At 56.3% G+C, this 26,410-nt stretch carries 29 protein-coding genes; 16 read left to right on the top strand and 13 right to left on the bottom strand.

Annotated elements, in window-relative coordinates; genetic code table 11:
• The first annotated feature begins 110 nt into the window (after positions 1–110).
• Both NC979_RS21860 and NC979_RS21855 read left to right on the top strand, forming a co-directional pair.
• Complete coding sequence (locus NC979_RS21860) at positions 111–2,264, top strand: Tex family protein (protein WP_190515989.1); 2,154 nt, start codon at positions 111–113, stop codon at positions 2,262–2,264.
• Positions 2,218–2,856: a SixA phosphatase family protein gene (locus tag NC979_RS21855; protein ID WP_242023888.1), complete on the top strand. Its 639-nt coding sequence runs from the start codon at positions 2,218–2,220 to the stop codon at positions 2,854–2,856. Before NC979_RS21860 ends, NC979_RS21855 begins: the two co-directional genes overlap by 47 nt.
• On the opposite strand, the gene NC979_RS21850 is transcribed toward NC979_RS21855, so the two are convergent.
• Positions 2,849–3,724, bottom strand: coding sequence for a hypothetical protein (locus tag NC979_RS21850; RefSeq protein ID WP_190515985.1), 876 nt, complete (start codon positions 3,722–3,724; stop codon positions 2,849–2,851). The two genes, NC979_RS21855 and NC979_RS21850, sit on opposite strands and share 8 nt — an antisense overlap.
• A gap of 361 nt (positions 3,725–4,085) precedes the next feature.
• Entirely contained in the window at positions 4,086–4,955 is an 870-nt protein-coding gene (locus NC979_RS21845; RefSeq protein ID WP_190515982.1) for a hypothetical protein, read from the bottom strand.
• Between the two features lie 376 nt (positions 4,956–5,331).
• Here NC979_RS21845 and NC979_RS21840 point away from each other — a divergent pair, with 376 nt between their 5' ends.
• The 5 genes from NC979_RS21840 to NC979_RS21820 all read left to right on the top strand — a co-directional run bounded on the left by NC979_RS21840 (position 5,332) and on the right by NC979_RS21820 (position 9,601).
• A complete protein-coding gene (locus tag NC979_RS21840) occupies positions 5,332–6,198 on the top strand; it encodes an alpha/beta fold hydrolase (RefSeq protein ID WP_190515980.1) in 867 nt (288 codons plus the stop codon).
• The gene (locus tag NC979_RS21835; protein ID WP_190515977.1) at positions 6,195–6,494 is read left to right on the top strand and encodes a DUF3253 domain-containing protein; all 300 of its coding nucleotides are present in this window, start codon (positions 6,195–6,197) and stop codon (positions 6,492–6,494) included. The genes NC979_RS21840 and NC979_RS21835 overlap by 4 nt, the downstream gene beginning before the upstream one ends.
• Before the next feature lie 136 nt (positions 6,495–6,630).
• Positions 6,631–7,812, top strand: coding sequence for a hormogonium polysaccharide biosynthesis glycosyltransferase HpsO (hpsO, locus tag NC979_RS21830; protein ID WP_190515975.1), 1,182 nt, complete (start codon positions 6,631–6,633; stop codon positions 7,810–7,812).
• A gap of 158 nt (positions 7,813–7,970) precedes the next feature.
• Complete coding sequence (hpsP, locus tag NC979_RS21825) at positions 7,971–9,200, top strand: hormogonium polysaccharide biosynthesis glycosyltransferase HpsP (protein ID WP_190515972.1); 1,230 nt, start codon at positions 7,971–7,973, stop codon at positions 9,198–9,200.
• Positions 9,201–9,358: 158 nt separating this feature from the next.
• A complete protein-coding gene (locus NC979_RS21820; RefSeq protein WP_190515970.1) occupies positions 9,359–9,601 on the top strand; it encodes a DUF6761 family protein in 243 nt (80 codons plus the stop codon).
• 195 nt (positions 9,602–9,796) lie between these two features.
• Here NC979_RS21820 and psbC read toward each other — a convergent pair whose 3' ends face one another.
• Positions 9,797–11,179, bottom strand: coding sequence for a photosystem II reaction center protein CP43 (gene psbC, locus NC979_RS21815; RefSeq protein WP_190515967.1), 1,383 nt, complete (start codon positions 11,177–11,179; stop codon positions 9,797–9,799).
• Positions 11,163–12,221 (bottom strand): photosystem II D2 protein (photosystem q(a) protein), encoded by a 1,059-nt coding sequence (gene psbD / locus NC979_RS21810; protein ID WP_190515964.1) that lies wholly within the window; start codon positions 12,219–12,221, stop codon positions 11,163–11,165. The genes psbC and psbD overlap by 17 nt, the downstream gene beginning before the upstream one ends.
• Before the next feature lie 507 nt (positions 12,222–12,728).
• On the opposite strand from psbD, the gene NC979_RS21805 reads away from it, so the two are divergent.
• The 3 genes from NC979_RS21805 to NC979_RS21795 all read left to right on the top strand — a co-directional run bounded on the left by NC979_RS21805 (position 12,729) and on the right by NC979_RS21795 (position 15,301).
• Entirely contained in the window at positions 12,729–13,295 is a 567-nt protein-coding gene (locus NC979_RS21805) for a photosystem I assembly protein Ycf4 (RefSeq protein ID WP_190515962.1), read from the top strand.
• A gap of 94 nt (positions 13,296–13,389) precedes the next feature.
• On the top strand, positions 13,390–14,133 hold the full coding sequence (locus NC979_RS21800; protein ID WP_190515960.1) for a peptidylprolyl isomerase: 744 nt from the start codon (positions 13,390–13,392) through the stop codon (positions 14,131–14,133).
• On the top strand, positions 14,126–15,301 hold the full coding sequence (locus NC979_RS21795) for a beta-ketoacyl-ACP synthase (protein WP_255524792.1): 1,176 nt from the start codon (positions 14,126–14,128) through the stop codon (positions 15,299–15,301). Before NC979_RS21800 ends, NC979_RS21795 begins: the two co-directional genes overlap by 8 nt.
• An 88-nt stretch (positions 15,302–15,389) precedes the next feature.
• Here the strand turns inward: NC979_RS21795 and NC979_RS21790 are convergent, their stop codons facing one another.
• The 3 genes from NC979_RS21790 to NC979_RS21780 all read right to left on the bottom strand — a co-directional run bounded on the left by NC979_RS21790 (position 15,390) and on the right by NC979_RS21780 (position 19,328).
• Positions 15,390–17,345: a leucine-rich repeat domain-containing protein gene (locus NC979_RS21790; RefSeq protein WP_190515955.1), complete on the bottom strand. Its 1,956-nt coding sequence runs from the start codon at positions 17,343–17,345 to the stop codon at positions 15,390–15,392.
• 188 nt (positions 17,346–17,533) lie between these two features.
• Positions 17,534–17,776 (bottom strand): hypothetical protein, encoded by a 243-nt coding sequence (locus NC979_RS21785; protein WP_190515953.1) that lies wholly within the window; start codon positions 17,774–17,776, stop codon positions 17,534–17,536.
• A gap of 85 nt (positions 17,777–17,861) precedes the next feature.
• Positions 17,862–19,328, bottom strand: a complete 1,467-nt coding sequence (locus NC979_RS21780) for an aminotransferase class I/II-fold pyridoxal phosphate-dependent enzyme (protein WP_190515951.1) — start codon at positions 19,326–19,328, stop codon at positions 17,862–17,864.
• Positions 19,329–19,531: 203 nt separating this feature from the next.
• Between NC979_RS21780 and NC979_RS21775 the strand changes: the two genes are divergently transcribed.
• On the top strand, positions 19,532–19,819 hold the full coding sequence (locus tag NC979_RS21775) for a DUF427 domain-containing protein (RefSeq protein WP_190515948.1): 288 nt from the start codon (positions 19,532–19,534) through the stop codon (positions 19,817–19,819).
• A gap of 117 nt (positions 19,820–19,936) precedes the next feature.
• Here NC979_RS21775 and ilvC read toward each other — a convergent pair whose 3' ends face one another.
• The gene (gene ilvC, locus NC979_RS21770; RefSeq protein ID WP_190515945.1) at positions 19,937–20,932 is read right to left on the bottom strand and encodes a ketol-acid reductoisomerase; all 996 of its coding nucleotides are present in this window, start codon (positions 20,930–20,932) and stop codon (positions 19,937–19,939) included.
• A gap of 215 nt (positions 20,933–21,147) precedes the next feature.
• Between ilvC and NC979_RS21765 the strand changes: the two genes are divergently transcribed.
• Together NC979_RS21765 and NC979_RS25445 are read left to right on the top strand one after the other, a co-directional pair.
• A complete protein-coding gene (locus NC979_RS21765) occupies positions 21,148–21,690 on the top strand; it encodes an SDR family NAD(P)-dependent oxidoreductase (protein ID WP_242023887.1) in 543 nt (180 codons plus the stop codon).
• Between the two features lie 15 nt (positions 21,691–21,705).
• Positions 21,706–21,864 (top strand): Rossmann-fold NAD(P)-binding domain-containing protein, encoded by a 159-nt coding sequence (locus tag NC979_RS25445; RefSeq protein WP_242023886.1) that lies wholly within the window; start codon positions 21,706–21,708, stop codon positions 21,862–21,864.
• Positions 21,865–21,877: 13 nt separating this feature from the next.
• On the opposite strand, the gene NC979_RS21760 is transcribed toward NC979_RS25445, so the two are convergent.
• Complete coding sequence (locus tag NC979_RS21760) at positions 21,878–22,126, bottom strand: hypothetical protein (RefSeq protein WP_190515942.1); 249 nt, start codon at positions 22,124–22,126, stop codon at positions 21,878–21,880.
• A 277-nt stretch (positions 22,127–22,403) separates the two neighbouring features.
• Between NC979_RS21760 and NC979_RS21755 the strand changes: the two genes are divergently transcribed.
• Together NC979_RS21755 and NC979_RS21750 are read left to right on the top strand one after the other, a co-directional pair.
• Complete coding sequence (locus tag NC979_RS21755) at positions 22,404–22,649, top strand: helix-turn-helix transcriptional regulator (protein WP_190515939.1); 246 nt, start codon at positions 22,404–22,406, stop codon at positions 22,647–22,649.
• A gap of 215 nt (positions 22,650–22,864) precedes the next feature.
• Positions 22,865–23,332, top strand: coding sequence for a hypothetical protein (locus NC979_RS21750; RefSeq protein ID WP_190515937.1), 468 nt, complete (start codon positions 22,865–22,867; stop codon positions 23,330–23,332).
• 40 nt (positions 23,333–23,372) lie between these two features.
• Here NC979_RS21750 and NC979_RS21745 read toward each other — a convergent pair whose 3' ends face one another.
• A complete protein-coding gene (locus NC979_RS21745) occupies positions 23,373–23,951 on the bottom strand; it encodes a hypothetical protein (protein ID WP_190515934.1) in 579 nt (192 codons plus the stop codon).
• A 395-nt stretch (positions 23,952–24,346) separates the two neighbouring features.
• Here NC979_RS21745 and msrA point away from each other — a divergent pair, with 395 nt between their 5' ends.
• The gene (gene msrA, locus NC979_RS21740) at positions 24,347–24,802 is read left to right on the top strand and encodes a peptide-methionine (S)-S-oxide reductase MsrA (protein ID WP_190515930.1); all 456 of its coding nucleotides are present in this window, start codon (positions 24,347–24,349) and stop codon (positions 24,800–24,802) included.
• Between the two features lie 11 nt (positions 24,803–24,813).
• Here msrA and NC979_RS21735 read toward each other — a convergent pair whose 3' ends face one another.
• The 3 genes from NC979_RS21735 to gshB all read right to left on the bottom strand — a co-directional run bounded on the left by NC979_RS21735 (position 24,814) and on the right by gshB (position 26,373).
• Positions 24,814–25,152: a type II toxin-antitoxin system PemK/MazF family toxin gene (locus NC979_RS21735; protein ID WP_242023885.1), complete on the bottom strand. Its 339-nt coding sequence runs from the start codon at positions 25,150–25,152 to the stop codon at positions 24,814–24,816.
• Complete coding sequence (locus tag NC979_RS21730; RefSeq protein ID WP_190515925.1) at positions 25,142–25,351, bottom strand: toxin-antitoxin system, antitoxin component, Xre family protein; 210 nt, start codon at positions 25,349–25,351, stop codon at positions 25,142–25,144. Before NC979_RS21730 ends, NC979_RS21735 begins: the two co-directional genes overlap by 11 nt.
• Positions 25,352–25,413: 62 nt before the next feature.
• Positions 25,414–26,373, bottom strand: a complete 960-nt coding sequence (gshB, locus tag NC979_RS21725) for a glutathione synthase (protein ID WP_190515922.1) — start codon at positions 26,371–26,373, stop codon at positions 25,414–25,416.
• Positions 26,374–26,410: the final 37 nt, after the last annotated feature.

The raw sequence follows: 26,410 nt of genomic DNA, 5'->3' as shown, positions 1-26,410 counted from the left end.
TCACTATTCAAAGGGTTGAGCTAGCTATCGCAATGAATGCTAGCTACTTTCTCTGAGCTGTTCAGGCCACATTTACAATGGAGGACTGTTATTGCCTCAGTAGCTGCCCCATGACTTCGCTCGCGACCACCATTGCCGCCGAACTTGAGATCCGCCCGGCCCAAGTAGAGGCCACCCTGTCGCTGTTTGCCGAAGGGGCTACGGTGCCCTTTGTGGCTCGCTACCGCAAGGAACGCACGGGGGATCTAGATGAGGTGCAGCTGCGGCAGATTGCCGAGCGCCACCAGTACCTAACGGAGCTTGAGGATCGACGGCAGACGGTGCTAAGCGAGATTCAATCCCAGGGCAAGCTCACGGATGCACTAAAGACTGCCATTCTCGCCTGCCAGCAAAAGACGGAGCTAGAGGATCTTTATCTGCCTTACCGACCCAAGCGCCGCACGCGCGCCACCATGGCCAAAGAAAAGGGGCTAGAGCCGCTGGCCCAAAAAATTGAGGAGCTGAATAAAACGGGCAAACGGGCGGTTCTGCTTCAGGAAGCGCAAGCGTTTGTGAACCCGGATAAAGGGGTTCAGTCTACGGACGAAGCCCTTCAGGGGGCGGCGGATATTTTGGCAGAGCAGGTGGCAGAGCGGGCGGAGCTGCGGCGGTACGTCAGAGATCAGCTGCTAAAGCAAGGCCAGTTCACCGCTAGCATCAAAAAAGGTCACCCCGAGGGCAGCACCAAATACGAGATGTATCGGGCTTACCAGGCACCGGTGCGCTCCATCGCCTCCCACAATCTGCTGGCGCTGCTGCGGGGCGATCGCGAAGGCATTCTCAAGGTGGGGCTGGAGGTTGAGCCCGACCCCGTGCTGCAAACCCTCGAAAAGCGGGTGGTGAAAACTCCCGTACCTGAGGTTCGCCAGTTCTACCGGGGGGTAATTCAAGACGCTTACAGCCGGTTGATGAAGCCGTCGCTGACCAGCGAGGTGATGGCCGAGAAAAAGGCCTGGGCCGATGAGGTGTCGATTCAAAACTTTGAGGCTAACCTGAAGAACCTGCTGCTATCGCCCCCGGCGGGCATGAAGCCCACCCTAGGGGTTGACCCCGGCTTTCGCACCGGCTGTAAGGTAGCTGCGGTGGATAGTACCGGCAAGTTTCTGGAATACCAGGCGGTGTTTCCCCACCAGTCCCAAAACCAGCGGCAGCAGGCGGCCCAGACCTTAGCGGGGATGATTCGCAAACACAGGATCGAGCTGATTGCGATCGGCAACGGCACCGCCAGCCGCGAAACCGACGCTTTCGTGGGGGAAGTGCTCAAAACCTTGTCAAATCCCCCGGTAAAAGTGCTGGTGAATGAGTCGGGGGCGTCGATCTATTCCGCTAGCGAAGTGGCCGCAGCGGAGTTCCCCGACCTAGATGTGACGGTGCGGGGGGCGATCAGCATTGCCCGGCGGCTGCAAGACCCCCTGGCCGAACTGGTCAAGATCGACCCCAAATCGATTGGTGTGGGCCAGTACCAGCACGATGTCGATCAAAAGCGGCTCAAGCAAAAGCTCGACGACACCATCGAGAGCTGCGTCAACTACGTGGGGGTGGATCTCAATATGGCCTCGCGCGAGCTGCTCACCTACGTGTCGGGGCTGACCCCAGCGGTGGCAAACAATATCGTCGAATTCCGCGATGCCAATGGGGCATTTCAGTCGCGCCGGGAGCTGCTGAAAGTCAAAAAACTGGGGCCCAAGGCCTTTGAGCAAGCAGCGGGGTTTCTGCGTATTCGCAACGGCAAAAACCCCCTCGACAACACGGCGGTCCACCCCGAGAGCTACGGCATTGTGGATGCGATCGCCGCCGATCTCTCCTTATCCCTAGAGCAGATTCCCAAAGCCGCTGATCGCCTGAAGCGGCTCGACATCAAAAAATACACCACCGCCGAGGCTGGGGAACTCACCCTGCGCGATATCTTGCAGGAACTAGAAAAGCCTGGTCGAGACCCCCGCGAGCAGTTTGCCTACGCCCGCTTTCAGGAGGGCATTAACGAAATCACTGACCTGAAGCCTGGTCTCACCCTAGAGGGAGTCGTCACCAACGTCACCAATTTTGGCGCATTTGTGGACGTGGGGGTGCACCAGGATGGGCTGGTGCATATTTCGCAGATGGCCGATCGCTTTGTTAGCGACCCCAACGAGATTGTCAAGGTGGGCCAGGTGGTGACGGTGCGGGTGATGGAGGTAGATGTCAAGCTCAAGCGCATCGGCCTATCGATGCGGGCCGCATCCTAAAGCTGGAGAAAACTGGGGGCCAACATTGATTCCCCCCGGGCGATCCCCTAAGGTGATCAAGGGCACACCGCCCTGGAGCCACGATCGCCCCCCTACCATGACCAAGCAGCTAATTCTTTTTCGCCACGGCAAATCTGACTGGAATGTGGGTAACGGGCGCGATCGCGATCGCCCCGTCGCCGAGCGCGGCATTATCGCCGCCAAAACCATGGGCAAGCTGCTGGCGGCGGCAGGCAAAGTCCCCGACCTGGCCATTACCTCGTCGGCGGTGCGAGCCCGCACCACCCTAGAGATTGCCATGGAGGCCGGTCACTGGCCCTGCCCCATGAGCGTCACCGACGACCTCTACGAAGCCTCGATCGACCAGGTGTTACAGGTGATTTACGCGGTGCCAGACCATCACCGCTCGCTTATGCTGGTAGGCCATCAGCCGACCTGGTCTGACGCAGCTTCGTTTTTTTTGGGCGGCGGTATCGTGCACATGCCCACAGCGGCCATGGTCTGCCTTGAGTTTGAAATCACCACCTGGTCTCAAATTGACTATGGCCGAGGCACCCTGCTGTGGCTGCTGCCCCCTAGGCTGTTTACCTAAAGCGTTGCCTGACGGTTGTCACGGTCGCAAGCCGGTCAGGGGCGATCGCCGGCTGATGTAGAGATTTATAAGCCTTTAGCCCTTGGCCCTCAACCACAACCACTCCCACGGCGGTCTGGATATAAACCTTACCGTCCAAGGCATAGACCACCGGGGCCAGAGTGGGGTCTATGCTAGCTAGAGGGGCTAGGGTAACCGGTGATCTCGGCGGCGGGGCAGGGCGAGGGGCTGGAGCGGGTGCCCTTGCCGGCACAGTTGCAGCAGCGGGCGGCTCAGGAGGAGTTGGGACAGCTTGAGCCGGTGGCGATGTCCAAACAAAGGTTTTGTCGCCCTCTTCGCAGCGCTCTTTTTCGAGCCAGGCCACCATGTCATCGCCGTGGTAAACGTTCTCGCCGCGCAGGGTATCGACGTAGAGGGTGCCGCTGTTGATGGCAATGTCGCGGACGGGGTACCACTGGTTTTGGCTCAACACTAACAGGTCAAGCTGCAGCGGGCGCTTGCCGCGGCGGCTTGACTGCATCCACCACTGCTTCCAAAGCTGTCGGGCGGCGGCGTAATTGACCCGGTAGCCCTGGGGGATAGGGTGGTGGGCGTAGCACAATACCTGGCTATCTAGCCCCTGACCAACGGGTAGAAAGTGATGATCGATCAAGACCTGGTGCAGTACGTCCGTGTAGTCAGTATGGCGGCGCACCTCAATGCGAGCCGGCGTGGTGGCATCGTAGGCGATCGCCAGCAGCGATCCTTTGCGGCCCAGAAGCTGGCGCACATTGTTGGCGGGCTGAATGCGCAGCGACTGGTTCGCTTCTAGGGTGGCATCCCCTGAGACAAACCACTGCAACAGAGTTAAATCATCGAGTGAGGTCATGGGTGAAACAATTGCAGGAACGTGATGAGGGCCAAACCCTGGAAATCATCTCAGCCGCGATCGCTGAAAAGCTTTTACCATCGCAGACTGATTAAGCCCATTGGGTCTAGCAGGAGAGCCGTGAACGCTGATCCAGATAGAGGCTGCTCAATGCCCTGCATCGGATCGACACAATCCCATGCTATGAAATCTGACGTTAGGAATCCGGATGTTTCCCCCGTGATATCAACAAGATTTTGTAAATTCTTATACAGTTTGCCGGTAGCTGGGGTGTCACAATCGCCGCCATAATTTGCCTAGGGTCTAGTTGCTGACCGAGACGCTAGGCAAAGCTGGCGAAGTCTATTGCTGGAGCCGCCGGTTATCTGGGGCGCTGTCGAACGGTGGCGACGGTCGTAGCTCGATCCCTGGGGGTCGCCATTGGGGGCGCAGGCTTGTAGGCTCTCAGTTTTTCGCCTTCGACGACGATAACGCCTAGGGCGGTCTGCACGTAGACCCTGCCGTCTAGGGCATACACAACCGGGGCCAGGGTGGAGTCTACAGTAGCCGAGGAAACTGCACCATCCAAAAGCGGCCGGCCGGAGGGCTGAGACTGATGGGGCGGGCTAGTCAGGGTGGCGGCAGGCGTCTGTTCTGGAAGCTGGTGCGGCACTAGCTGGCCTGAAGGCGATGCCCAAAAACAGGTTTCATCGGTCTCATCACAGCGCTCCTGTTCGAGCCACACCATCATGTCATCGCCGTGGTGAACGGTCTCGCCCCGCAAGGTGTCAATGTAGAGCGTGCCGCTGTTGATGGCAACGTCGCGGATGGGGTACCACTGGCTGCTCGCCAGCACAAACAGGTCGAGCTGAAGGTGGCGATCGCTGAGGCGACTGGCGTGGGTCCACCACTGCTTCCACAGCTGGCGAGCCTGGCCATAGACAATGCGGTAGCCCTCAGGAATTGGGTAGTGAGCATAGCACAACACCTGGCTGTCCAACTCCTGGCCAACGGGCACAAAGTGATGGTCGACCAAAATCTGGTGTAGTATGTCAGCGTATTCGGTGTGGCGGCGCACCTCAATGCGGGGCGGCAGGGCAGCATCGTAGGCGGTGGCCAGCAGCGAGCCTTTACGGCCCAAGAGCTGGCGCAGGTTGTTGGCGGGCTGAATCCGGAGCGACTGATTTGCTTCTAGGGAGGCATCCCCCGAAACAAACCACTGCAACAGGGTCAAGTCGTCTAGTGAGTTCATATCAGGAACAATCGCAAGGAACGTGACGAGGGCCAAACCTTCCCAGGTCGTTCCAGATCGCGACGGTCAGCAACCAGCGCCCCAAGGGCAGCACGTAGAGAATGAGCCTTCGCAAGCCAGTTAACCCCATTAGGTCTGGCGGGTGAGCAAACGACTCTGAGCTGTGATCTGGTTAGGTGTTGTGAAGGCCACCCACACAACGTCAGCTTCTGCTGTGCTCCCTACCATTTACAGGTGGTAAAAATCAGCATCCGGGGGTTGGGAGAAATGGGTTAAATATATTTACGTAACTGACAACCCGGTCCAAGTCAGGGGGATCGCCCCCAGCCCTAGGAGTTCTCAGTATAGTTAAGGAGACGTTGGCCCCGGTGGTGCCATGACCGCAACTGTCAGCAAACAGCACGGGTTTCTGCAAACTAATGGCCTGCGCCTGCACTACGTCCGCCAGGGCCAAGGGCCGCTGATGCTGTTTTTGCATGGCTTTCCAGAATTTTGGTACTCCTGGCGGCACCAGCTCGACCATTTTGCGGCCAAATATACCTGCGTCGCCCTGGACCTACGGGGCTACAACGACAGCGACAAGCCCTCAGATGTCAATGCCTATCGTTTGGATGTCTTAGTGGAGGATGTACGGGGGGCGATCGCCGCCTTGGGCTATGACCGCGCGGTACTGGTAGGGCACGACTGGGGAGGCGCGATCGCTTGGGCCTTTGCCTACGCCCACCCCGAACTGCTCGAGTCGCTGATCGTGATGAATATTCCCCACCCAGCCAAGTTTGCCGAAGGGCTACGCCATCCCCAGCAGCTGTTGCGCAGTTGGTATATCGGGGCCTTTCAGCTACCGCTGCTGCCCGAACTACTATTGCAGGCGGGCGACTACTGGGCGATCGAGCAAATGTTGCTGGGCATGGCCGTCGATAAAAGTACCTTTAGCGACGCCGATCTACGAGCCTACAAGACCGCCGCTGCCAAGCCTGGTGCCCTCACCGCCATGGTCAACTACTACCGGGCTTTGAGCTTTAGCGGCCCACAGTGGCAACCCTGGGGCATTCTCGAAGTACCCACCCTGCTGATTTGGGGCGAAGCCGATGCAGCCTTGGGCAAAGAACTTTCCCTTGGCACTGAAGACTACGTGCGCCATCTGCGCCTGCGCTACATTCCCCATTGCAGCCATTGGGTGCAGCAGGAGCGCCCTCACCAGGTCAATACCCTCATGGACGAATTCCTCGCCTTGGGGCCATGACCGTTTCTGCTGACCTGCGCGCCACCTTGCTCGGTTTGCTTGCCCAGCGCGGCCCCAGCAAAACGATCTGCCCCTCTGAAGTCGCCCGCGCCCTCAGTCATGAAGACTGGCGCGAGTTGATGCCTGCTGTCCGTGAGGTCGGGGTTGAGCTAGCCGCCGAGGGGGAAATTGTTGTCCGACAGCGAGGGCAAGTGGTCGATCCCAAAACAGCTAGGGGACCGATTCGCTACGGCCAGGCCAAGCGGGCAGCAGGCGATCGCGGGGATGAGGGCATAGTTTCTAAAAGCGATGGCTAAAGGCACGCGAGCAGCCCTAGCAGCGCTTGGCTCCTGCATATCTGAGCGATCGCCCTCGCCTGCCTGGCTGACGGTGCAACCCCTAAGCACCCTTTGGGCAACCTAGAGGTGCCCCTTTTTGCGGATGTTGCCAACCATGCGTGTGCTCGTGCTCAGCCACACTTATATCGTTGACCTCAACCGCGAAAAGCTGCGCGCCCTAGCCCAGCTTTCCCCAGAGATAGAGGTAGTGGTGGGCGTTCCTCGCCGCTGGCAGCCCGGCGGCGTGCAAAACCGGCTAATTGTGTCTGAACCCCTCCAGGCGGGCAACTTTCGGGTGCAGCCCCTCAGCAATCTCAGCCAAAACAACCAAGGGTTGCTCACCTTTGGCCCCGATCTGGTTAAACTGCTGCGAGAATTTCGGCCCCACGTCATTCAGGTTGAGCAGGGAGCTAAAGCGCTGGCCTACACCCAAACCATTACCCTCAACCGCCTGCTGGGTCTTAAGGTCAAAAACGTTCTTTTCACCTGGTGGAACTTGCCCTACCAGCTCAAATTCCCCATCTCTGCCCTCGAAGCCTACAACCTGCGGCATACCCACGGTCTAGTGGTGGGCAACCAAGACGGGGCCGATATCTTGCGCGATCGCGGCTGCACTGCTCCCTACCAGGTGATGCCTCAGCTTGGTGTCGATGAAACCCTGTTCCGTCCCCAGCCCCAGCCAGAGTTGTCCCAGGCCCTAGCCATCGCCAGCGATGCCTTTGTGGTGGGCTACTGCGGTCGCTTTGTCGCAGAAAAGGGACTGCTGACTCTTTGCGATGCCCTGGCGACTCTGTGCGATCACCCACAACCTTGGGTGTGGCTGCTAGTGGGTCGGGGAGAGCTGCGGGATACCATTCAGGCCAAGGCTGATGGGTTGGGCATCGGCGATCGCCTCCGCTGGGTGACCGACATTCCCCACGATCAGGTCCCCAATTACATCAACCTCATGCACACCCTAGTGCTGCCCTCCGAAACCACCAATACCTTCAAAACCCTCACCTCCAAAGGCTGGAAAGAACAATTCGGCCACGTGCTGATCGAAGCCATGGCCTGCGCCGTCCCCGTGATTGGTTCCGACTCCGGCGAGATTCCCCACGTCATCGACCAGTCTGGCCTCGTCTTTCCCGAAGGCAATGCCCCTGAACTAGCCAATTGCCTTCGCCTCCTGCTGGAGAATCCCGAACAGCGGCAGGCCTTAGCAGAAGCAGGTCATCACCGCGCCATGAGCCGCTACACGAACCGGGCACTGGCGAAGCAGCTGTTGGAGTTTTACCGGGAGATTGGGGTCGAGGGATGAGGGAGGCAAGGAAGATGAGGAGATGGGGAAGGTGAGGGAGATAGAGAAGCTTTGAATGTTGAATTTAGCTTCAAGCCCAACTCAAAACTCAAAACTGATTCACCCAGCTTTCCCCCGCCTACCCATCCACCCCCTCACCCCCACTCCCCTACTTCCCCATGCGCATCCTCCAAATCGTCCCCTCCATCTCCCTTATCTACGGCGGTCCGAGCCAGATGGTGCGCGGCTTTGCCCAGGGCTTGGCAGCGGCAGGGGCGGAGGTAACCATTCTTACCACTAACGCCAATGGCGATTCAGGTCAGTCACCGCTGGCGGTTCCCTTAGGCGTACCGGTACAGGAAGAGAACTATACGGTGCGTTACTTTGCCTGTTCGCCCTGGCGGCGGTACAAGTTTTCGGCGGGGCTTTTGGCCTGGCTCTACCAGCACGCCCATGAGTTTGACCTGGTCCACATTCACGCGTTGTTTTCGCCCCTAAGCACGGCGGCGGCAACGGTGGCGCGCGATCGCGGCCTGCCCTACGTGCTGCGCCCCCTGGGCACCCTTGACCCGGCAGATTTGCAGAAAAAAAAGCGCCTCAAGCAGATCTACGGACGGCTGTTTGAGGCCCCCAATATTGGTGGGGCGGCGGCGCTGCATTTCACCAGCCCGATCGAGGCAGAAGTCTCCTATCGGTTTGGGGCCAGCACTCAGGATTGGGTGATCCCTCTGGGAGTACAGCCGCCAAAAGCATTACCTGTGGATGAACGTCAGCAAATCTTAGCCCAGCTAGGAATCCCTCATAATCGCCCTCTCCTGCTCTACCTCTCTAGACTAGATCCTAAAAAGGGGCTCGATTTGCTGCTGCCGGCTCTAGAGCAGCTCACGGCTCAGGGCGTAGAGTTTCATCTGGTGCTGGCGGGGGGAAATCCTCAGGATCCTGCCTATGAGCAGGCTATTGGCGATCGCCTGCGGGCTACTTCACTGGGCGATCGCACCGCGCTCACGGGTTTTGTCACCGGCAATACCAAAGCCGCCCTGCTACAAGCTGCCGATCTATTCGTGCTGCCCTCCTACTACGAGAATTTTGGCATTGCCGTAGCGGAAGCCATGGCGGCGGGGGTGCCGGTGGTAGTGTCTAAAGGCGTATACATCTGGCCTGACATTACCAGCAGCGGCAGCGGCTGGGTGTGCGACTTGAGCGTAGACGGTGTAGCCCAAGCCTTAGTTGAGGCGCTGAAAGATTCTGCCCAACGGCAGCTACGGGGGCAGCGAGCTAGAGCCTATGCTAGAGAGTGTTACGACTGGGATGCGATCGCCCATCACACCCTAGCCGCTTACCGTTCTGTTTTGCCCAAGCCCTTAGCCAACTCCAAAATTTCGCTCCCCCCAAAACCGTCGCCTAGATAGTGTCATAATCCGCACTCCTTGCCCTAGGCAAACGGTGTATAAAGATACGTATAACGGTACGTTAAGAAACTCATCAGGTTTTTCACCCTTTGGGGGAAAATTTAGTTACAGAGCGAGATCTACCCCTAACCACCGCCGAGTTTATAGGTCTACCTCCCATGCTTCAGGATGCCAAAGCTGTTCGGTACTATCAACGGATTACCGATGCCTTCGTCGACCAGTGGAACCGAGGCTATCGCACCAGCGAGCTGCGTCTTTACCTTGAAGGCTACCTAGCCGCCCTCCGTCACTCTGACGCCCTCGAGCCATACCTAGTCCACCGCCTTGAAGAAGACACCATCCGCTATCTCAATGACCCCTCTAATTTTATTGTCCCACTGCCAGAGCCAGAAATTTATTGACGCTTAGGGCCGCTGATGTCGATCAGCGGCTTTTTAATTGCCGTAGTGTCCTCAAAAAGGTTTTTGCCAGTAGAGCTTAGCCTGCTATCTGGCTAAGGCGCGGTGCCGCTGTGTCCCATTCACCTACTTCACAACAAAAAAGCTCCTGCCCTAGGGCAGGAGCTTTTCTTATTGAGCCTTAGGCTGGCCTCAACCTTAGTCGAGGTCGCCCATAGCGAGCACGGGTTCAGTTTCGCGATCGATACCCTTCTCGAAGCCTGCCTCAGCCGCGCGAGCGCGACCAGCATGCCAGAGGTGGCCAATCAGGAAGAAGAAGCCCAGTACGAAGTGAGAGGTCGACAGCCACTGGCGGGGGTTCACGAAGTTCACAGAATTGATTTCCGTGATCACACCGCCCACCGAGTTGATCGAGGCGTTGGGCGCGTGAGTCATATACTCAGCCGCGCGACGCACCTGCCAATCTTGGATATCATTGGTCAGCTTATCGAGGTCAAGGCCGTTGGGGCCACGCAGGGGCTCCAACCAAGGACCTTGGAAGTCCCAAAAGCGCATGGTTTCACCACCAAAGATGATCTCACCAGTGGGGGAGCGCATCAGGTACTTACCCAGACCAGTGGGGCCTTGGGCCGCACCGATGTTAGCACCCAGGCGCATGTCGCGCACCAGGAAGGTCATCGCCTGGGCCTGAGAAGACTCGGCGTTGGTGGGACCGTAGAACTCAGAAGGATAGGCCGTGTTGTTGAACCACACGTAGCAGGAGGCGATAAAGCCCATCAGGGACAGAGCGCCCAGGCTGTACGACAGGTAGGCTTCACCAGACCAGATCAGAGCACGACGGGCCCAGCCAAAGGGCTTGGTCAGAATGTGCCAAATGCCGCCAGCGATGCAGATTAGGCCAACCCAAATGTGGCCGCCGATGATGTCTTCCATGTTGTTGACGCCGACAATCCAGCCGTCGCCACCAAAGGGAGAACCCAATAGGTAACCAAAGATCACAGCGGGGTTTAGGGTCGGGTTGGTGATGATGCGAACATCGCCACCGCCCGGTGCCCAAGTGTCATAGACACCACCGAACACACAAGCCTTCAAAACCAGCAGCAGCGCACCGCAACCCAGCAGGATGAGGTGGTAGCCGATGATGTTGGTCATCTGGTTCTTGTCTTTCCAGTCGTAGCCAAAGAAGGAAGAGTACTCTTCCAGCACCTCGGGACCGCGCAGGGCGTGGTAGATACCACCGAGACCCAGCACCGCCGACGAAATCAGGTGCAGCACACCGACAACGAAGTAGGGAAAGGTGTTGATGACTTCACCACCAGGACCCACACCCCAGCCCAAAGTAGCCAGGTGGGGTAGCAGAATGAAGCCCTGCTCATACAGAGGCTTGTCAGGAACAAAGTGGGCTACTTCAAACAGGGTCATAGCCCCGGCCCAGAACACAATCAGACCAGAGTGGGCCACGTGGGCACCCAACAGCTTGCCGGATAGGTTGATCAAACGAGCGTTACCAGACCACCAGGCAAAGCCGGTGGATTCTTGGTCGCGCCCAGCAATATACGAGTTGCTAGAGAGCGTTACCACGGGGGAGTACCTCTTCGGGGAATACAAACTTCTCATGGGGCTGGTCAGTCGGTGCCATCCAAGCCCGAATGCCTTCGTTCAACAAGATGTTCTTGGTGTAGAAGGTCTCAAACTCTGGGTCTTCTGCCGCCCGAATCTCCTGGGACACAAAGTCGTAGGCCCGCAGGTTCAACCCGAGACCCACAATGCCCACTGCACTCATCCACAAGCCGGTGACCGGCACAAACAGCATGAAGAAGTGCAACCAACGCTTGTTCGAAAACGCAATCCCAAAAATCTGAGACCAGAATCGGTTGGCAGTCACCATCGAGTAGGTCTCTTCAGCCTGGGTCGGCTCAAACGCACGGAAGGTGTTGGCGTTCTCGCTGTCTTTGAACAGCGTGTTCTCAACGGTGGCGCCGTGGATGGCGCACAGTAGTGCTCCACCCAACACACCCGCTACACCCATCATGTGGAAGGGGTTCAAGGTCCAGTTGTGGAAGCCTTGTAGGAACAGCAGAAAGCGGAAGATGGCCGCTACGCCAAAGCTAGGTGCAAAGAACCAGCTCGACTGACCTAAGGGGTACATCAGAAAGACGCTGACAAATACCGCAATCGGGGCCGAAAAGGCGATGGCGTTGTAGGGACGCAGGCCGACGAGACGAGCCACTTCGAACTGACGCAGCATGAAGCCGATCAGACCGAAGGTGCCGTGTAGGGCGACGAAGCTCCACAGGCCACCGAGTTGGCACCAGCGCACAAAGTCACCCTGGGCTTCGGGGCCCCACAGCAGTAGCAGGGAGTGACCCAGGCTAGCGGCGGGGGTAGAAACGGCAACGGTCAAAAAGTTACACCCTTCCAGGTACGACGACGCGAGGCCGTGGGTGTACCAGGAGGTGACAAAGGTGGTGCCGGTTAGCCATCCACCTACGGCCATGAAGGCGCAGGGGAACAGCAAAAGGCCCGACCACCCAATAAACACAAAGCGATCGCGCTTTAGCCAGTCGTCAAGGACGTCGAACCATCCTCGCTCGGCTTGCGCGCGTCCCATTGCTATGGTCATGTCAAATCCTCTTTATATGACATCCAATCCATAAGGTCGCAACTCTGGTGGATCCAGACTAGTCTGGCAGAGCATCACCTCAAAGCAGGGGTTAGTAACTACTAAGTATTCCAGATATTAGAGCCAGGGAGAATAATATTCCTGCTCCAATCGCCGATACCTCTGCCTGAGTCGCACCAGCAGCCTTGAAGACAAGCGTCTAAAGACTGGGTTTCTATTTATGATAAGGAGTGTTCTAATTTTTTACAATCTGACACGTAGTTTCTCAGGCTAGTAGTGTCGGGGGCTTGGCTGTAATGAAGCCGGTGTTGGCCACAGGGGTTGACTAGCGAAGTCGCCGTGGGGTTTAGACTGGGCTGATTCAGTGTTTATATAGAGTAATAGCGGGTGATGTAACCCAGTTCGCTCAGTTTAATTTGAAGAAAGTGGTGGCGTTGAAGCCGCCCCACCCAAGCTTTTTCTAGGTTTTTGTCGCTCTTCATCTATCACTATCGCTTGTTAAGATCTATGACTGCCTCTCTGTCGACTACTCAATCTCAAGCCCTTAAGCGCACCGTGCTGGGGGCCCGTCGTGTGAGCAACATTTTTTGGGCCGTGGTGCTCACCCTAGGCGGGCTAGGGTTTGCCCTGGCTGGAGCTTCTAGCTACCTGAAACAGAACCTACTGCCCTTCGCTGACCCAACTCAGTTGGTGTTTATTCCCCAAGGCATTGCCATGGGCTTTTATGGGGTGGCTGCCCTTGGTCTGGCCACGTTCCTTTGGATTGTTATCAGTTTGGATGTGGGCGGCGGGTACAACAGCTTCGACAAAGCCAGCAATCGCCTACAGATTGTACGCAAAGGCTTTTGGGGCAAAAACCGCCGCATTGAATTTGAGCATCCCCTAGAAGACGTGACCGCAGTGCGGGTGGCGATTAAAGAAGGGCTCAACCCCAAGCGCACCCTCTACCTGCGCATCAAGGGCCGCCCCGATATTCCGCTGACTCGGGTGGGCCAGCCGATTCCCCTAGCTGATTTAGAAAATCAGGGGGCAGAGTTGGCGCGGTTTTTGCAGGTGCCGCTAGAGGGGCTATAGACCGTTTAAAGGTCTATGCTGAGCGGCAGCCCCCGGCTTTGAGCCCGTGCGATAACATGGGGGGTCGGTTGAACTATTAGGAATTGACGTATTGATGGCTCTCTCGACACGCCCGTTTACCCTAGCCCTAGCTGCCCTGCTAACCCTATGGCTGGGCGCTTGCACCAGTTCCCCAAGCCTAGACTCGACTAGCGAAGCCCCCACAGACCCCGGCCTAACTGAGTCGGTGGCGGTGGCCCCAACCGGTTTGCCCGTGCTAGAGGGTACGGCAACGGTGGAGATGGTAGTGAACGGCAGCCCCATTGTGATAGAGCTAGACGGTGCCAATGCCCCAGTCACCGCTGGTAACTTTGTAGATTTGGTGAACCGTGGCGTCTACGATGGCCTAGTGTTTCACCGGGTGGTGCGTGACCCACAGCCCTTTGTTGCCCAAGGCGGCGACCCCCAGAGCAAAGACCCTAGCGTGCCGGCTCAGCAGTTGGGTACAGGTAGCTTTATTGACCCTGATACCCAGGCTCCCCGCTACGTTCCCTTAGAAATTAAGCCCGCTGGGGCAGCAGAGCCAATCTATAGCCAAACCCTTGAAGAAGCCGGCATCAGCGATGCCCCAGAACTGCCCCACACTCGGGGTGCTGTAGCTATGGCGCGATCGCAGGCGGTAGATTCGGCCTCGGCGCAGTTTTATATCACCCTGGCGGAGCTGCCCTTTTTGGACGGTAGCTACGCGGTGTTTGGCTACGTCACCAGCGGTATGGAGGCGGTGGATGCCATTCAGCAGGGCGATCGCATTGAATCGGCGCGAGTCACAGCCGGGCTGGAGAATCTGAAGACTGAGTAGGCAAGGTAGAGATCGGGCCGTTGTTGTAACCGGCATGGGGCTGGTCACAGCCCTAGGGACTACAGCAACGGCCACCTGGAACAATCTTCTGGCCGGAAAATCGGGTATTCGGATCAGACAGCCATTTCCGGAACTGCCGCCTCGGCCTTTGGCTATGGTAGGCGATAAGCCCACTGACATTGAGGATTTGCTGGGGTTGGCGGTGGCTGAGGCGATCGCCGATGCTCAGCTCACACCTCCCCTGACCGATTGCGGCGTGGTAATCGGCTCTAGCCGCAGCTTTCAGGGCCGCTGGGAACGGATGGCTCGCAATGAATTTTGGGCAGACAACCCCTGGCTGGAGGCGCTGCCGCACATGGGGGCGATCGCCGCTGCCCGCCAGATTCAATCTCAAGGCCCGGTGCTGGCCCCGATGGCGGCCTGTGCTACCGGGCTGACGGCAATTTTTCAGGGCTATGAGCTAGTGCGGCGGGGACAGTGCGATCGCGTCATCGTTGGTGCCGCCGAAGCGCCCGTTACCCCCCTTACCTTGGCAGGCTTTGAGCAATTAGGAGCCCTCGCAACCACCGGCTGCTACCCCTTTGCCCCCCAACGAGAAGGCTTAGTGCTGGGGGAGGGCGCTGCGGTGCTGGTGCTAGAGTCAGTATCTTCTTGGCTAGAGCGATCGGGGCCAGAGGTATACGGCTGCATTCTGGGTGGCGGATTTAGCGTTGATGCCTACCACCGCACGGCGCCAGATCCAACACTGGGGGGCAGTCGTTTGGCCCTCAAGAATTGTCTTTACTACAGCGGGCTGAAGCCTCAGCAGGTTAGCTACATTCATGCCCACGGTACCGGAACTAGACTCAACGATGCCCATGAGGTGCAGCTATTGACTGAGGGGTTTTCGCCACCGCCGTGGATGAGTTCGACCAAGGGAGCGACAGGGCATACGTTGGGGGCTTCGGGGGCGATCGGGGCGGCGCTTTGCCTGCTGGCGCTGCGGCATCAAGTGCTGCCGCCCAACACGGGGGGGCAGGGCGGGAGCATTTACCCCAAGCTCGTGACTCACCCCATTTCTACTGATTTGGAGGTGGCTCTGTGCCTTAGCTTTGGCTTCGGGGGGCAGAATGGAGTGCTCGCGCTAGGGCTGGATCGCACTAGCACTGAAATTAGCGGCTCTGCTTAAAAACAGGGGGCTTTGCAGCGGGCAAACAACCATTTGCCCCTACACCGTTTGGCCTTGAAACAGAACGTATTCGATGGGCTGCTTCTGTCTAAAATTCACACGCGCTTTGCGGGACTAGGGGGCAATCTGCTTCCGTTACCGGGACACTCCCAAGGGTAAGACGCATCAAATTCGGCAGAGCGCCCAGCGGACTCAGGTCGGTGACGGGGGTTTCGTCTAGATACAGCACTTCTAAATTCAGCAGTGATGCGAGTGGGCTGACATCTTGGACCTCGGTGTTGACCAACACTAGCGTTTCTAGACTGGTTAGCTCCGAGAGGGGGCGAATGTCTTGGAGCGGGTTAAACCCAAGGGTCAACGTTCCGAGGGAGATGAGGGAGGCTAGGGGGATAACATCCTCAATGGCGTTGCTGGTCAGCCCCAGGGTAGAAAGGTTACCTAGACTGGCCAACGGCGTCAGATCTCGGATTTGGTTGTCGCTCAGGTAAAGGAAGCTTAGCTGCGACAGCGTAGCCAGGGGACTGAGGTCTTCAATTTGGTTAGAGCTGAGGTCTAACCCAAGAAGGTTGGGAAACTGGGCTAGAGGGCTGAGATCTTCAATTTGATTGCCTTGTAGGGTCAAGGTGCTGAGCTGGGGCAAAACCGGCAGGCGGTGCAGATCGCTTAAGCCCGTGTGGCTGGCGTGGAGGCGGGTGAGATCGGTAAGCGTGGTCAGAGGGCCAAAATCACTGACCGAGGTAGCGTCAATATCGAGCTCTATTACGGGTAGATTTGCCAAGGGGGCCAGGTCGCTGACCGGGTTGCGGCTCAGCCCGAGCTGAAACAGGTAGGGTTTGTTGGCCAGAGGGCTGAGATCGGTGACTCCGTTGCCGTCTAGATACAGCTCAGACAGCTCGGTTAGCGGTTGCAAGGGAGTGAGATCGGTGACGTAGTTGTCGCCCTGGGGCTGGCGGTAATCATCGACCCAAACGCGGTTTTCTAGGGAAAGGCGGGTAAGACGGGTGAGCGATCGCACTGCTGAGATATCGGTAATCTGGTTGGCGTCGAGTTCCAGATCCAGCAGGTTCTGAAGGTTGGCTAGCGGAGCCAGCTCACTGATTTGATTGCCGCTCAGGCTCAGTAAGAATAGATTTTCTAGAGCGCTCAGGGGTGTCAGGTCAGCAAGGTTGTTGTGATCGAGCGTCAGAATTTGTAGATCGCTCAGGGTGGCTAGAGGCTGCACATCCTGAATTTGGTTGTGGTTAAGATGTAGCTCGCTTAGGGATAGAGCCTGTAGCGGCCTGAGATTGCTAATTTGGTTGCGGCTCAGATCTAGCTCGTAGAGATTGGTGAGGGACTGAAGCGGGGTGAGGTCGTCAATCTGATTGTTGCTAAGAATCAAGGTCGAGAGCTGACTAAGCCTCTGCAACGGGCGCAGGTCTTGAATGGTTTGGTTGTCTCGTAGATTGAGACGGGTGAGCTGGGTAAGGTCAGCCAGCGGGGCCAAATCTGAAATTTGATTGGCGTAGAGATCGAGCTGAATGAGCTGGGGCAGATCGGCCAGGTCGCTGATGTCGCTGATTTGATTGCCGCCCAGGTTGATAACTTGCAGGGAGGGGTGCGATCGCAGGGCGCTAATATCTGAAATTTGGTTGTCGCTGAGGCCCAGATCAATGAGCTGGGTCATCCCAGCTAGGGGTTGAATATCCGTAATCTGGTTGCTGTAAAGGTAGAGCTGCTCCAGCTGAGTAAGGGACGCCAACGGACGCAGATCGCTGATGTTGGCATACTCCAGACTGAGCGCCGTGCTGCTAGTTAGCTGCTGCTCAGCCGCAGCACAGTCGTCGGTGCCTGTGTAGGCGAGCATGGCCTCAACCGTATGCTGCGTCTCTGGGGCAAGACTGTCGTAGTGATTGCACCAGGCGGCAAAGCTGGTATGAAGGGGCTCGGCTTGGGCTAGGGCGGGCAGCGCTACCCCCGCCCAGAGAACCGGAGTCAACAGCGGCAACAAACGCATCGGCACAGCTTCAAAGAGGCGATCTAAACTGTCCCAATCTAGCCTCATGGGTCGAAATCAGGCTTTAGGTGTCTAAAAAGACACAATTGGTGATCGCCAATCGCCCCTATCTAGCTAGGGGAAAATTTGGGGTCCCATTCCAGATCCAAATTGCATTATCCGAGGCCAAACAGGAGGCTGGCGTAGGGGCAAACGGTGTTTGCTCAGCCCAGCCGGGTGAGAAGGCAAATTCAGTATCAGGCCAGGCTATTGAAGAATTCCATCGCCATCTGGGGTAGGTGGCTGACCTCAAGCCACAGCTGCTTAGGGCTGATGCCAAACAGGTATTGCAGCGCCACAACGATCGCGACCAGACCAATGAGGGGGACAAGTCCTACGCTCAAAATTCTGAGAAACAGCTGGGCAGCTAAAACGATGACTGCAATCGCCGCAATCAACAGCACCAGTTGGGGATCAACGGAACTAAACACAGAATCCATGGGGGCAAGAAACGGTTAAAGAATAGATTGACAAAAACCCAAACTATCCTAACTCAGAGGCTGAGAGCGATGGTTGTTCGTGCTTTTAGGCCAGAACCCGGAAAGCTTCTGGTGCATCGCCGCCGGTCACGTAGCCACCCTGTTGTTTGATGGCAGTGAGATGGGCGATCGCCCCTTCACCAATCACCTCGCCTGCCACAATGGCGGGAATCCCTGGGGGATAGGCCGAAATCGTATCGGCACTAATGCGGCCAATGGCAGCTTCAGCCCCAACGGTTTCTGTAGTCGCAAAGAACGCCTCGCGAGGCGATACTACCGGCAGGGTAAATGAGGTATCCGTGCTGGGGGCGGGCTGAGGCCAGACCTCGACGGCGACACACTGCTTGGCGTAGCTCTCTGCTAGCGTTCGAAAACCGGCCACGCACCGCTTCCCATCCTCGTCTGTATTGCCAAGGCTGACAATCAAGGTCAGGTGTTGCAACTCCGGCAGTTCGACGGTGACGCCGAGTTCTTCGTGCAAAATTTCGTCAGCCTCTAGCCCCGTGAGCCCTAAGCCTGATACATCTACCGTCAGCCGAGTCAGATCCAGATCGCTAGCACTGGAGAATGCCGTTACCGTCGGTTTGCCGATCACTCGCAAACCAGGAACCGTAGCCAGCTCCGTGCGCATGTGCTCCGTTAGGGCCAAAGTATCCGACAAAAGCCCCTTGCCCTCGATCGCTACCTGGTGACGGGCGGCATCTAAGGAAGCCAGCAGCAGAGAATTGGGGCTGGTAGATTGAGTGAGCTGTAGGGCCGCTTGCAGGCGATCGCGATCGACGCGGTCTCCCCGCGTGTGCAGCATCGCCGCCTGACTTAGTGCTCCCAGCACCTTGTGGGTTGACTGCACCACCAGATCAGCGCCCAGCTCCAACGCCGGGATTGGCAGGTCAGGGTGAAAAGCAAAGTGCGGCCCGTGGGCTTCATCTATTAGTAAGGGAATGCCGTGGCGGTGGGCGAGGGATGCGATCGCCCCCACATGCGAACAAATGCCGTGGTACGTGGGTGACACCAGCAGCACTGCGCGGGTGTCGGGATGGTGGCTGAGGGTAGCGGCGATCGCCTCTGCCTTCACCCCCAGCACCAAGCCCAGTTCTGGGCTGTACTCGGGTGCCACAAAAATTGGCATTGCTCCCGACAGCACCAGCCCCGCAATCACCGAGCGATGGGCGTTCCGCGGCACAATAATTTTGTCGCCAGGGCCACAGGTAGCAAGAATAGCGGCCTCGATGCCGCAGGTCGAGCCGTTGGTGAGAAAGTAGGTGCGCTCAGCCCCAAACGCCTCGGCAGCGAGTTCCTGAGCTTCCAGAATTACGCCTTCTGGAGCAAACAAGTTATCTAGCTCCGGCAATTCTGGCAGATCTGTCGCCAGTGCCGCTGCCCCCAGCAGGTCTCGCAGTCGAGAAGATGCTCCTTGCCCCCGCTTGTGACCTGGTGCGTAAAACGCCGCATGGGGTCGCCGACTGCTCGCCTGCAACGCCGAGAGAATAGGGGTTTGGGACTGATCGAGCATGGCTGCAAAAAACCTATGAGCCGATTCTGTAGCGTTGCTCGGGCTTGGTGAAATGCCTTCCTAAGCGGGCCTTCTGATCCCTCAGTTCCTTGCCGTTAAAGACTTGTCACGTATCACCGTGATAAGAGGGCAGGGGGGATCTCCACCCTCATCACCTACCCCAGATTCGCTATAGTCTGAGAGGAAAAATCGGAGGATATCCCATGGCTAAAGCTACCTGGAATGGTGTTGTACTAGCTGAAAGCGACGCCTGCGAAGTGGTCGAAGGCAACCAGTACTTCCCCCCCGACTCGCTGAATATGGACTATTTCAAGCCCATCAGCAAAACCACCGGCTGCCCCTGGAAAGGCACTGCCAGCTACTACGACATCGTTGTTGATAACAACGTGAATTCTGGTGCCGCCTGGTACTACGCCGAACCCAAGCCCGCCGCGAGCGACATCAAGGGCTACGTGGCGTTCTATAGCAACAAGGTGAAGGTAGAAGCGTAGGCGAGTAGGAGAGTGATAGGGTGGGCTAGTAGGGGAGTGATGGAGTAGGAGAGTACAGAACTTCTGACTGCTACCCCATCACCCCATTACTCCATTACCCCATCACTCCGTTACCCCCTACGCTTTCTTCAGCCAGCTAAACATGGCCCGCAGATCCTTACCCACTTCTTCAATGGGGTGCTCGGCTTCGCGGCGGCGCATGGCGGTGAAGCCGGCGTTGCCCGACTGGCTCTCAAGCACAAACTCGCGAGCAAACTGGCCGGTCTGAATTTCCTTCAGCACCTTGCGCATTTCGGCGCGGGTTTCGTCGGTGATGATGCGGGGGCCACGGGTGTAGTCGCCGTATTCAGCGGTGTTGGAGATGCTGTCGCGCATTTTGGCGAGGCCGCCTTCCACAACGAGATCGACAATTAGCTTCACTTCGTGGAGACATTCAAAGTAGGCCAGCTCGGGCTGGTAGCCAGCATTCACTAGAGTTTCAAAACCGGCTTTGATCAGCTCGCTGAGGCCGCCGCAGAGCACCACTTGCTCGCCAAACAGGTCGGTCTCGGTTTCTTCACGGAAGGTGGTTTCGAGTACACCAGCGCGAGTACCGCCGATGCCTTTAGCGTAGGCCATGGCGCGATCGCGGGCCTGACCCGTGGCATCTTGATACACAGCAAACAGGCAGGGCACCCCTTGGCCCTCTTGGTAGGTGCGGCGTACCAGGTGGCCGGGGCCTTTAGGGGCCACCATCACCACATCCACATCGGCGGGGGGCACGATCTGACCAAAGTTGATGTTGAAGCCGTGGGCAAACAGCAGCACGTTGCCCGCTTCTAGGTTGGGGGCGATCGCCTCGTTATAAATAGTGCGCTGCACTTCGTCGGGCAGCAAAATCATGATCCAGTCGGCGAGCTTGACGGCATCGGCGACGGGCTTGACGGTCAGACCTTCGGCCTCAGCTTTGGCGGTGGAGCGGCTGCCTTCGTAGAGACCCACAATGACGTTGACGCCGCTGTCTTTGAGGTTGAGGGCGTGGGCATGGCCCTGGGAGCCATAGCCAATAATGGCGACGGTCTTGCCGTTGAGCAAATCTAAGTTGGCGTCACTGTCGTAATACATGCGGGCCATGGGGTTCTCCTTGAACTTGACGGGCTGCGGTGTTTTCTGTGCAAGCTCTTGATTCTATCAAACTAAGGGGGCTAGCCAAAGTCCCTCAGTTTATGATCTAGCCTGCGCCGATCGCGCGCTCAACCGCCTCAATACAACGGCGGCAACATGCCCGATCGGTAGAATGAGGGCATGCACCAGAATTGTGGTCACAGTCCTCCTTACGGGCACCGTTGATGGTCGAAGCAACCTCTCCCTCAACCCTTGTTGCCCTGGTCACTGGGGCCAACCGGGGCATTGGCTTAGAAGTTACCCGCCAGCTCGCCCAGGCGGGGATGACGGTAATTTTGGGCAGCCGCGACTCAGCCAAAGGAGAAGCTGCCGCCGCGCCGATGATTCAGGCTGGTTTGGGGGTTTTGCCCCAGCCCTTGGATGTGACTGACCCAGCCAGCATTGCCCGCCTGGCCGAGTTCGTAGAGCAGCGGTTCGGCCGCCTCGATGTGCTGGTCAACAATGCAGGCATTCTTTACGACACGTGGCAGCAGGCCAGCAATGCCGACCTGGCGGTGGTGCAGGAGGCGATCGCCACCAATACGCTCGGCCCCTGGCGCATGGCTCAGGCGTTTTTGCCCCTGCTCAAACTCAGCCCGCGCGGTCGCATCGTCAATGTTTCTAGTGGAGCCGGGGCGTTGAGCAGCATGGGGGCAGGCACCCCGGCCTACAGCACCTCTAAAGCGGCCCTAAATGCGTTTACCCGACTGCTGGCTGCTGAGCTATAGGGCACGAGCATTTTGGTGAATGCGGTGTGCCCTGGCTGGGTGGCGACCGACATGGGCGGCAGCGGAGGTCGCCCGGTGGCCGATGGCGCTGCCAGCGTTGTGTGGGCAGCGACACTGCCCAACGATGGTCCCACGGGCGGGTTCTTTCGCGATGGCAAACCGCTGGATTGGTAGATGGCCCAAAGCGCTAGCGGCGAATCCATTTGGTGAGGATGCGCATGGGTTGGCCGGTGGTGGGGTCGAGCTGGGGTTTGCTCCAGGCGCGGGGTTCGGCGAAGCCGATGCTGTGGAGATGGGCGATGACTAGCTCCATATTGGTGGCGGTGCCGATGAGCATGACTCGCACGGGTTCGCGCGGGTCGGCTGGCTCTGCGCTGGGTGGGTTGCTGGAGGGCGGCTGGCTATAGATTTCGCTGTTGGGGATGAATTCTGACATGGCGATTGGTGAATAAAGGATAACAAAAGGGATCCAAATCTCAGGGCTTTGAAAAGCCTTGAGATCTTTTGCCGCAGGAAACTCCACGAAGAGTGCGAAACCTTCCGCGAAATGGGAAACTGTGGCATGACAAATGGAAACAAGCCGAAGCTTTTCAGCTAGCTGATTCGGCTCGGAGACAGCTGTCTATCCAAGTCGGCTTGTAATTCACAACAACAATCCAAGCACGCTTGTAACGAGCGTGTCAAGCGTACGTGTATAAGCCTGCTTGTAATCAATGAGTAATGACGTCCCACAGTCCAAAGAGTCTCCCTTGAAGCGGCGTAGGGAAGAGCTTGGGCTGACCCAGCGGGATATTGGATTAGCTCTAGGTAAGACCGATCAGACCATCAGCAACTGGGAAACCGGCATTTATGAGCCAAAAATGACTCCTCGGGAGTTCAAAAAGCTCTGCAAGGTCCTTCAGTGGTCTTTAGAAGACATACCAGAAGATTTTGGGCCACCAGCATTTAGCAAAGCGTAAGAATTTGACTACGCATGAGAAATAGGGCAACACAGAAAGAAGTTTCCCAAGAAAATCTTTGCAATATTGGGCTTGACCAAGTTCTTTGCCATGATATATAGTACTAATGAACTAATTTATGCAAGATGTTGTTAAGTCTAGCTGATTTTGCTTTTTGTCCAGATTCTAAATGGAATGGATGAATAGTAATTTTGTAGCTATGACTTCTTCTTGCCATGCAAACCAGAGACTACCTATCCTTGTGGATTAGTGATTTAGAGCAGGCCATGAATAACTTGAGGCATTCATTTTCTTCTTCTGATCACACGGAGTTAGAGTCTCAACTCCTAGAGCTTAAAAACGAACTTTGGCATGGTCAAACCGAGACTTTACGAGTAAGAAGTGATTACAAGAATATTGTCGAGCAGTATCTTGGCAGGTTTAAACCTTTTCCTTCCAGTCCAAAGTCATTTGAGAATGATGTAAAGACATACATAGAACTTGTTGGTCACTCAATTGTGCTTGATGACATAGCTTTTTTGAAGAAATGGGGTGTGGAGTACCCCGCGAATAATGCTTTTCGTGTGCTAGCAGAGCCAGTTTCGCAATATATCAGCGTATTCAAAGGTGGCTTAGCTGGTATAGTTCCCCAAAATACTTCTTCACACTTCAAATATCTAGCAAACGAGTTGTCTAAATATTGATTATTCTATAGAAATTGATTTTCTCCTCGGCTTTTCCTGTCTACTTTAATTCCTTAGAAGAAATTATAGCTTTAGCTATCTCATCACTTTTCTCAAATAAGGTTTTTGCACCCATAAGATCATTGATTCGATTATCAGAAGTTTGAAGCTTTACTTCTAGCTTAACTATAATCTGCCTTACCTGTTTTTGCACATCTAGTACAACTGGCTTTAAGGTTGCAACCTCTTCTCTTTCTGACAAGTTCTTATTGCTCCTCTCGAGACATGTAGTTACTTGATTGCTTATAAATCTCAAGCGCTGAATTACTTCCGTCAGATTTTTCTGTTCCTCGCCCATTAATTCAGCTTCTCTATCTCTCAGTGCCCTTAATTTATTTTCAAAAGATATTTTTAACTTTCTATCGTTTTCAATCTTCTTATTCTTGTAAGTAGCGAGCCAAGCAATGCTTAAGATTAAACCTGTGAAAAGTACTAATACAATTAACTTCAAGTTCTCTGAGCTAAATTTCTCCAGTATGGAAGGTAATAGAAATAGAAGAGATACTAATACTATGCCAATTAGTTTCTCTGATGGTGAGAGTTGCTCTAAGAATTTTAGTGGGTCGAATTGTTCTGGCATACGTCCTTAAGCCCTCAATTTTTGCCATTTTAGCTTGAGTTTGCAGTAACAATGTATCGCATAGGCATAAACCATTAGCGGTTACAGATCCAACTGAGTCGTCAAGTTATGCAAAGTACCCTCTCGCAACAGAGCAAGTCCCACCAAAGCTTGAAACCGAGAGGCATCAGATTGCTCTACAACGTCAACCAGTCGCAGCAGTTCTTGGTGTTCCTCTGGGGCGAGCGCACCATTCTGGAGCTTTGTTTGCAACTCGTTGTAACGATGCTGGGTGCTCTCAAGCAATCCTTGATTTGTTAGTGCATTTATTCAGCAGCGGAGCCCTTAGACTTGGCGATGTAACTGTAACTTCTTCCTACAATTAGAGGTGGGGTTTTCCTAAAGGTTTCAAGCCAATGACCGCTACTGCTGAACTTGCCACCTTTGGGGCCGGATGCTTTTGGGGTGTCGAAGCCGCCTTTCGCAAACTCGACGGCGTGATCGATACCTCCGTCGGCTACATGGGCGGCCACTTCGAGAGCCCCTGCTACCTCGACGTGCTGTCGCGCATCACCGGCCACGCCGAAGTTTGTCAGGTGCAGTTTGACCCCGCCGAAATTTCCTACGACGCGCTGCTCGACACCTTTTGGCGCATCCACGACCCCACCAGCCTCAACCGCCAGGGGGGCGATCGCGGCGAACAGTACCGCTCCGTAATTTTTTACCACACCCCAGAACAGGGCAAAGCCGCTCGCCAGGCCAAAAACAAACTGCAAGACTCAGGCCACTACCCCAAACCCATCGTCACTCAAATCGAACCCGCCAGCGCCTACTGGCTCGCCTCAGAAGAGCACCAGCAATACTTTGGCTAGCCGCTGTCGCCTTACTCCCTAAGCAAAAGCAGCAGCAAATCCTTCAATGACTGACTATCTGATGGCGCAAGGTTGCCCAACTGCCGAATCACCAAATCTTTTTGAATTGTCGTGATCACAGGCTTGATAACCGAAAGCTTAAGTAGTCCTGCCGCCTGCCAGTCAGTAATCATCACCTCACCAAATAACAAGGGTGTTCGCACTTGGCTAGTTACCGCAATGAGAATGAGATCGGGACGAGCTGTATTGCAGTCTTGCGAACTGATGACAACTGAAGGCCTTTTCTTTTGGGCGTTCTGGTTAGTAAAAGGAAACGGCACCAGCACAACCTGGCCGAACTCAAAGGTCATCGTAAGCAGCATCTTCTGGGTTATCCCAAACCTGAGCTAACGACGGCTCAGAGGCCTGGGCAGCGGCAGCAACTAGCTGTCTATCTGAATAGCGCTGACTGAGAAAGTCAATAAAATCTTCTATCTCAGCAATCTGCAAAGGAGAGAACTGACGAATTTTGTCGATCAGTTGCCGTTCTTGATCAGATAACGCTTGCATAGGCTTCCCTACGGCATTGTTTGCGAGTATGACACTAGTGTAACCTCGCATCAATCAGCGCTTTACCCCTGCTCGACCCAGGCGATTACCTGGTCGCCCAGGCGCACATCGTTGAGGCGATCGATTTCGCGAATGCCGGTGGGGCTGGTGACATTAACCTCGGTAAGGTAGCCGCCAATCACGTCAATGCCTACAAAGTAGAGGCCATCGCGAATCAGGGTAGGGGCGAGCTGGCGGCAGATATCGAGTTCGCGATCGGTGATGTCTACCTGAGCCACCCGACCCCCCACCGCCATGTTGCCGCGAAACTCACTGCCCGTGGGGATGCGGTTCACCGCGCCGATGGGTTCGCCGTTGAGCAAAATGATTCGCTTGTCGCCGTCTTTGGCAGCGGGCAGGTAGGTCTGCACCATCACCGGCTCTTTGCCCTGCTGGGTGCTGATTTCAACCATAGAGTTGAGGTTGCGATCGCCCGTCTGCAAAAACAAAATCCCCTCGCCAGCCTTGCCCCCCAAAGGCTTGAGCACCGCCGAGCCCCAGCGCTCCACGGTTTCACGAATTACCACCTTGCTTTGGGTAACAATCGTTTCAGGAATCGCCTCGGTAAATTGCAGGGCATACATTTTCTCGTTGGCAGCCCGTAACCCCTTGGGTGAGTTGATCACACGGGTTTTGGCCGGGTCGATGTAGTCGAGAATGTAGGTGGCGTAGAGGTAGGGCACGGTAACGGGCGGGTCAGTGCGCATAAACACTGCATCCATCTCTTCTAGCGGCAGCTGCACCGCTGCGCCCACCTCAAACCAGGGGTTAGCCGCCGCCCAAAGCCCATCCACCAGCTTTACAGGAACGAGCTTCACCGGCTGCATCAGCGCCAAAGCTTTGCCCGCCACCACGCTGAGGGCATTGGCCGCAGTAATCCACACCTCATGGCCACGCTGTTGGGCCGCCTCCATGAGGGCAACGCTGGTGTCGTGGCCGGGGTCGAGGCGGTTAATCGGGTCGATAATGAAGGCAACTTTCACAGGCGATGCTCAATACTCCAAGTAGAGTTCTAGCATC

This window comes from Leptolyngbya subtilissima AS-A7, from assembly GCF_039962255.1.
Taxonomy (GTDB): Bacteria; Cyanobacteriota; Cyanobacteriia; order Phormidesmidales; family Phormidesmidaceae; genus Nodosilinea.
This window is presented reverse-complemented; position numbering and strand designations above follow the sequence as displayed.

Excerpts from the sequence above, each read along its gene's own strand:
- NC979_RS21860 (WP_190515989.1), top strand. The coding sequence starts at position 111 with ATGACTTCGCTCGCGACCACCATTGCCGCCGAACTTGAGATCCGCCCG.
- NC979_RS21855 (WP_242023888.1), top strand. The coding sequence starts at position 2,218 with ATGTCAAGCTCAAGCGCATCGGCCTATCGATGCGGGCCGCATCCTAAA.
- NC979_RS21850 (WP_190515985.1), bottom strand. The coding sequence starts at position 3,724 with ATGACCTCACTCGATGATTTAACTCTGTTGCAGTGGTTTGTCTCAGGG.
- NC979_RS21845 (WP_190515982.1), bottom strand. The coding sequence starts at position 4,955 with ATGAACTCACTAGACGACTTGACCCTGTTGCAGTGGTTTGTTTCGGGG.
- NC979_RS21840 (WP_190515980.1), top strand. The coding sequence starts at position 5,332 with ATGACCGCAACTGTCAGCAAACAGCACGGGTTTCTGCAAACTAATGGC.
- NC979_RS21835 (WP_190515977.1), top strand. The coding sequence starts at position 6,195 with ATGACCGTTTCTGCTGACCTGCGCGCCACCTTGCTCGGTTTGCTTGCC.
- hpsO (WP_190515975.1), top strand. The coding sequence starts at position 6,631 with ATGCGTGTGCTCGTGCTCAGCCACACTTATATCGTTGACCTCAACCGC.
- hpsP (WP_190515972.1), top strand. The coding sequence starts at position 7,971 with ATGCGCATCCTCCAAATCGTCCCCTCCATCTCCCTTATCTACGGCGGT.
- NC979_RS21820 (WP_190515970.1), top strand. The coding sequence starts at position 9,359 with ATGCTTCAGGATGCCAAAGCTGTTCGGTACTATCAACGGATTACCGAT.
- psbD (WP_190515964.1), bottom strand. The coding sequence starts at position 12,221 with ATGACCATAGCAATGGGACGCGCGCAAGCCGAGCGAGGATGGTTCGAC.
- NC979_RS21805 (WP_190515962.1), top strand. The coding sequence starts at position 12,729 with ATGACTGCCTCTCTGTCGACTACTCAATCTCAAGCCCTTAAGCGCACC.
- NC979_RS21800 (WP_190515960.1), top strand. The coding sequence starts at position 13,390 with ATGGCTCTCTCGACACGCCCGTTTACCCTAGCCCTAGCTGCCCTGCTA.
- NC979_RS21790 (WP_190515955.1), bottom strand. The coding sequence starts at position 17,345 with ATGAGGCTAGATTGGGACAGTTTAGATCGCCTCTTTGAAGCTGTGCCG.
- NC979_RS21785 (WP_190515953.1), bottom strand. The coding sequence starts at position 17,776 with ATGGATTCTGTGTTTAGTTCCGTTGATCCCCAACTGGTGCTGTTGATT.
- NC979_RS21780 (WP_190515951.1), bottom strand. The coding sequence starts at position 19,328 with ATGCTCGATCAGTCCCAAACCCCTATTCTCTCGGCGTTGCAGGCGAGC.
- NC979_RS21775 (WP_190515948.1), top strand. The coding sequence starts at position 19,532 with ATGGCTAAAGCTACCTGGAATGGTGTTGTACTAGCTGAAAGCGACGCC.
- ilvC (WP_190515945.1), bottom strand. The coding sequence starts at position 20,932 with ATGGCCCGCATGTATTACGACAGTGACGCCAACTTAGATTTGCTCAAC.
- NC979_RS21765 (WP_242023887.1), top strand. The coding sequence starts at position 21,148 with ATGGTCGAAGCAACCTCTCCCTCAACCCTTGTTGCCCTGGTCACTGGG.
- NC979_RS21760 (WP_190515942.1), bottom strand. The coding sequence starts at position 22,126 with ATGTCAGAATTCATCCCCAACAGCGAAATCTATAGCCAGCCGCCCTCC.
- NC979_RS21755 (WP_190515939.1), top strand. The coding sequence starts at position 22,404 with ATGAGTAATGACGTCCCACAGTCCAAAGAGTCTCCCTTGAAGCGGCGT.
- NC979_RS21750 (WP_190515937.1), top strand. The coding sequence starts at position 22,865 with ATGCAAACCAGAGACTACCTATCCTTGTGGATTAGTGATTTAGAGCAG.
- NC979_RS21745 (WP_190515934.1), bottom strand. The coding sequence starts at position 23,951 with ATGCCAGAACAATTCGACCCACTAAAATTCTTAGAGCAACTCTCACCA.
- msrA (WP_190515930.1), top strand. The coding sequence starts at position 24,347 with ATGACCGCTACTGCTGAACTTGCCACCTTTGGGGCCGGATGCTTTTGG.
- NC979_RS21735 (WP_242023885.1), bottom strand. The coding sequence starts at position 25,152 with ATGACCTTTGAGTTCGGCCAGGTTGTGCTGGTGCCGTTTCCTTTTACT.
- NC979_RS21730 (WP_190515925.1), bottom strand. The coding sequence starts at position 25,351 with ATGCAAGCGTTATCTGATCAAGAACGGCAACTGATCGACAAAATTCGT.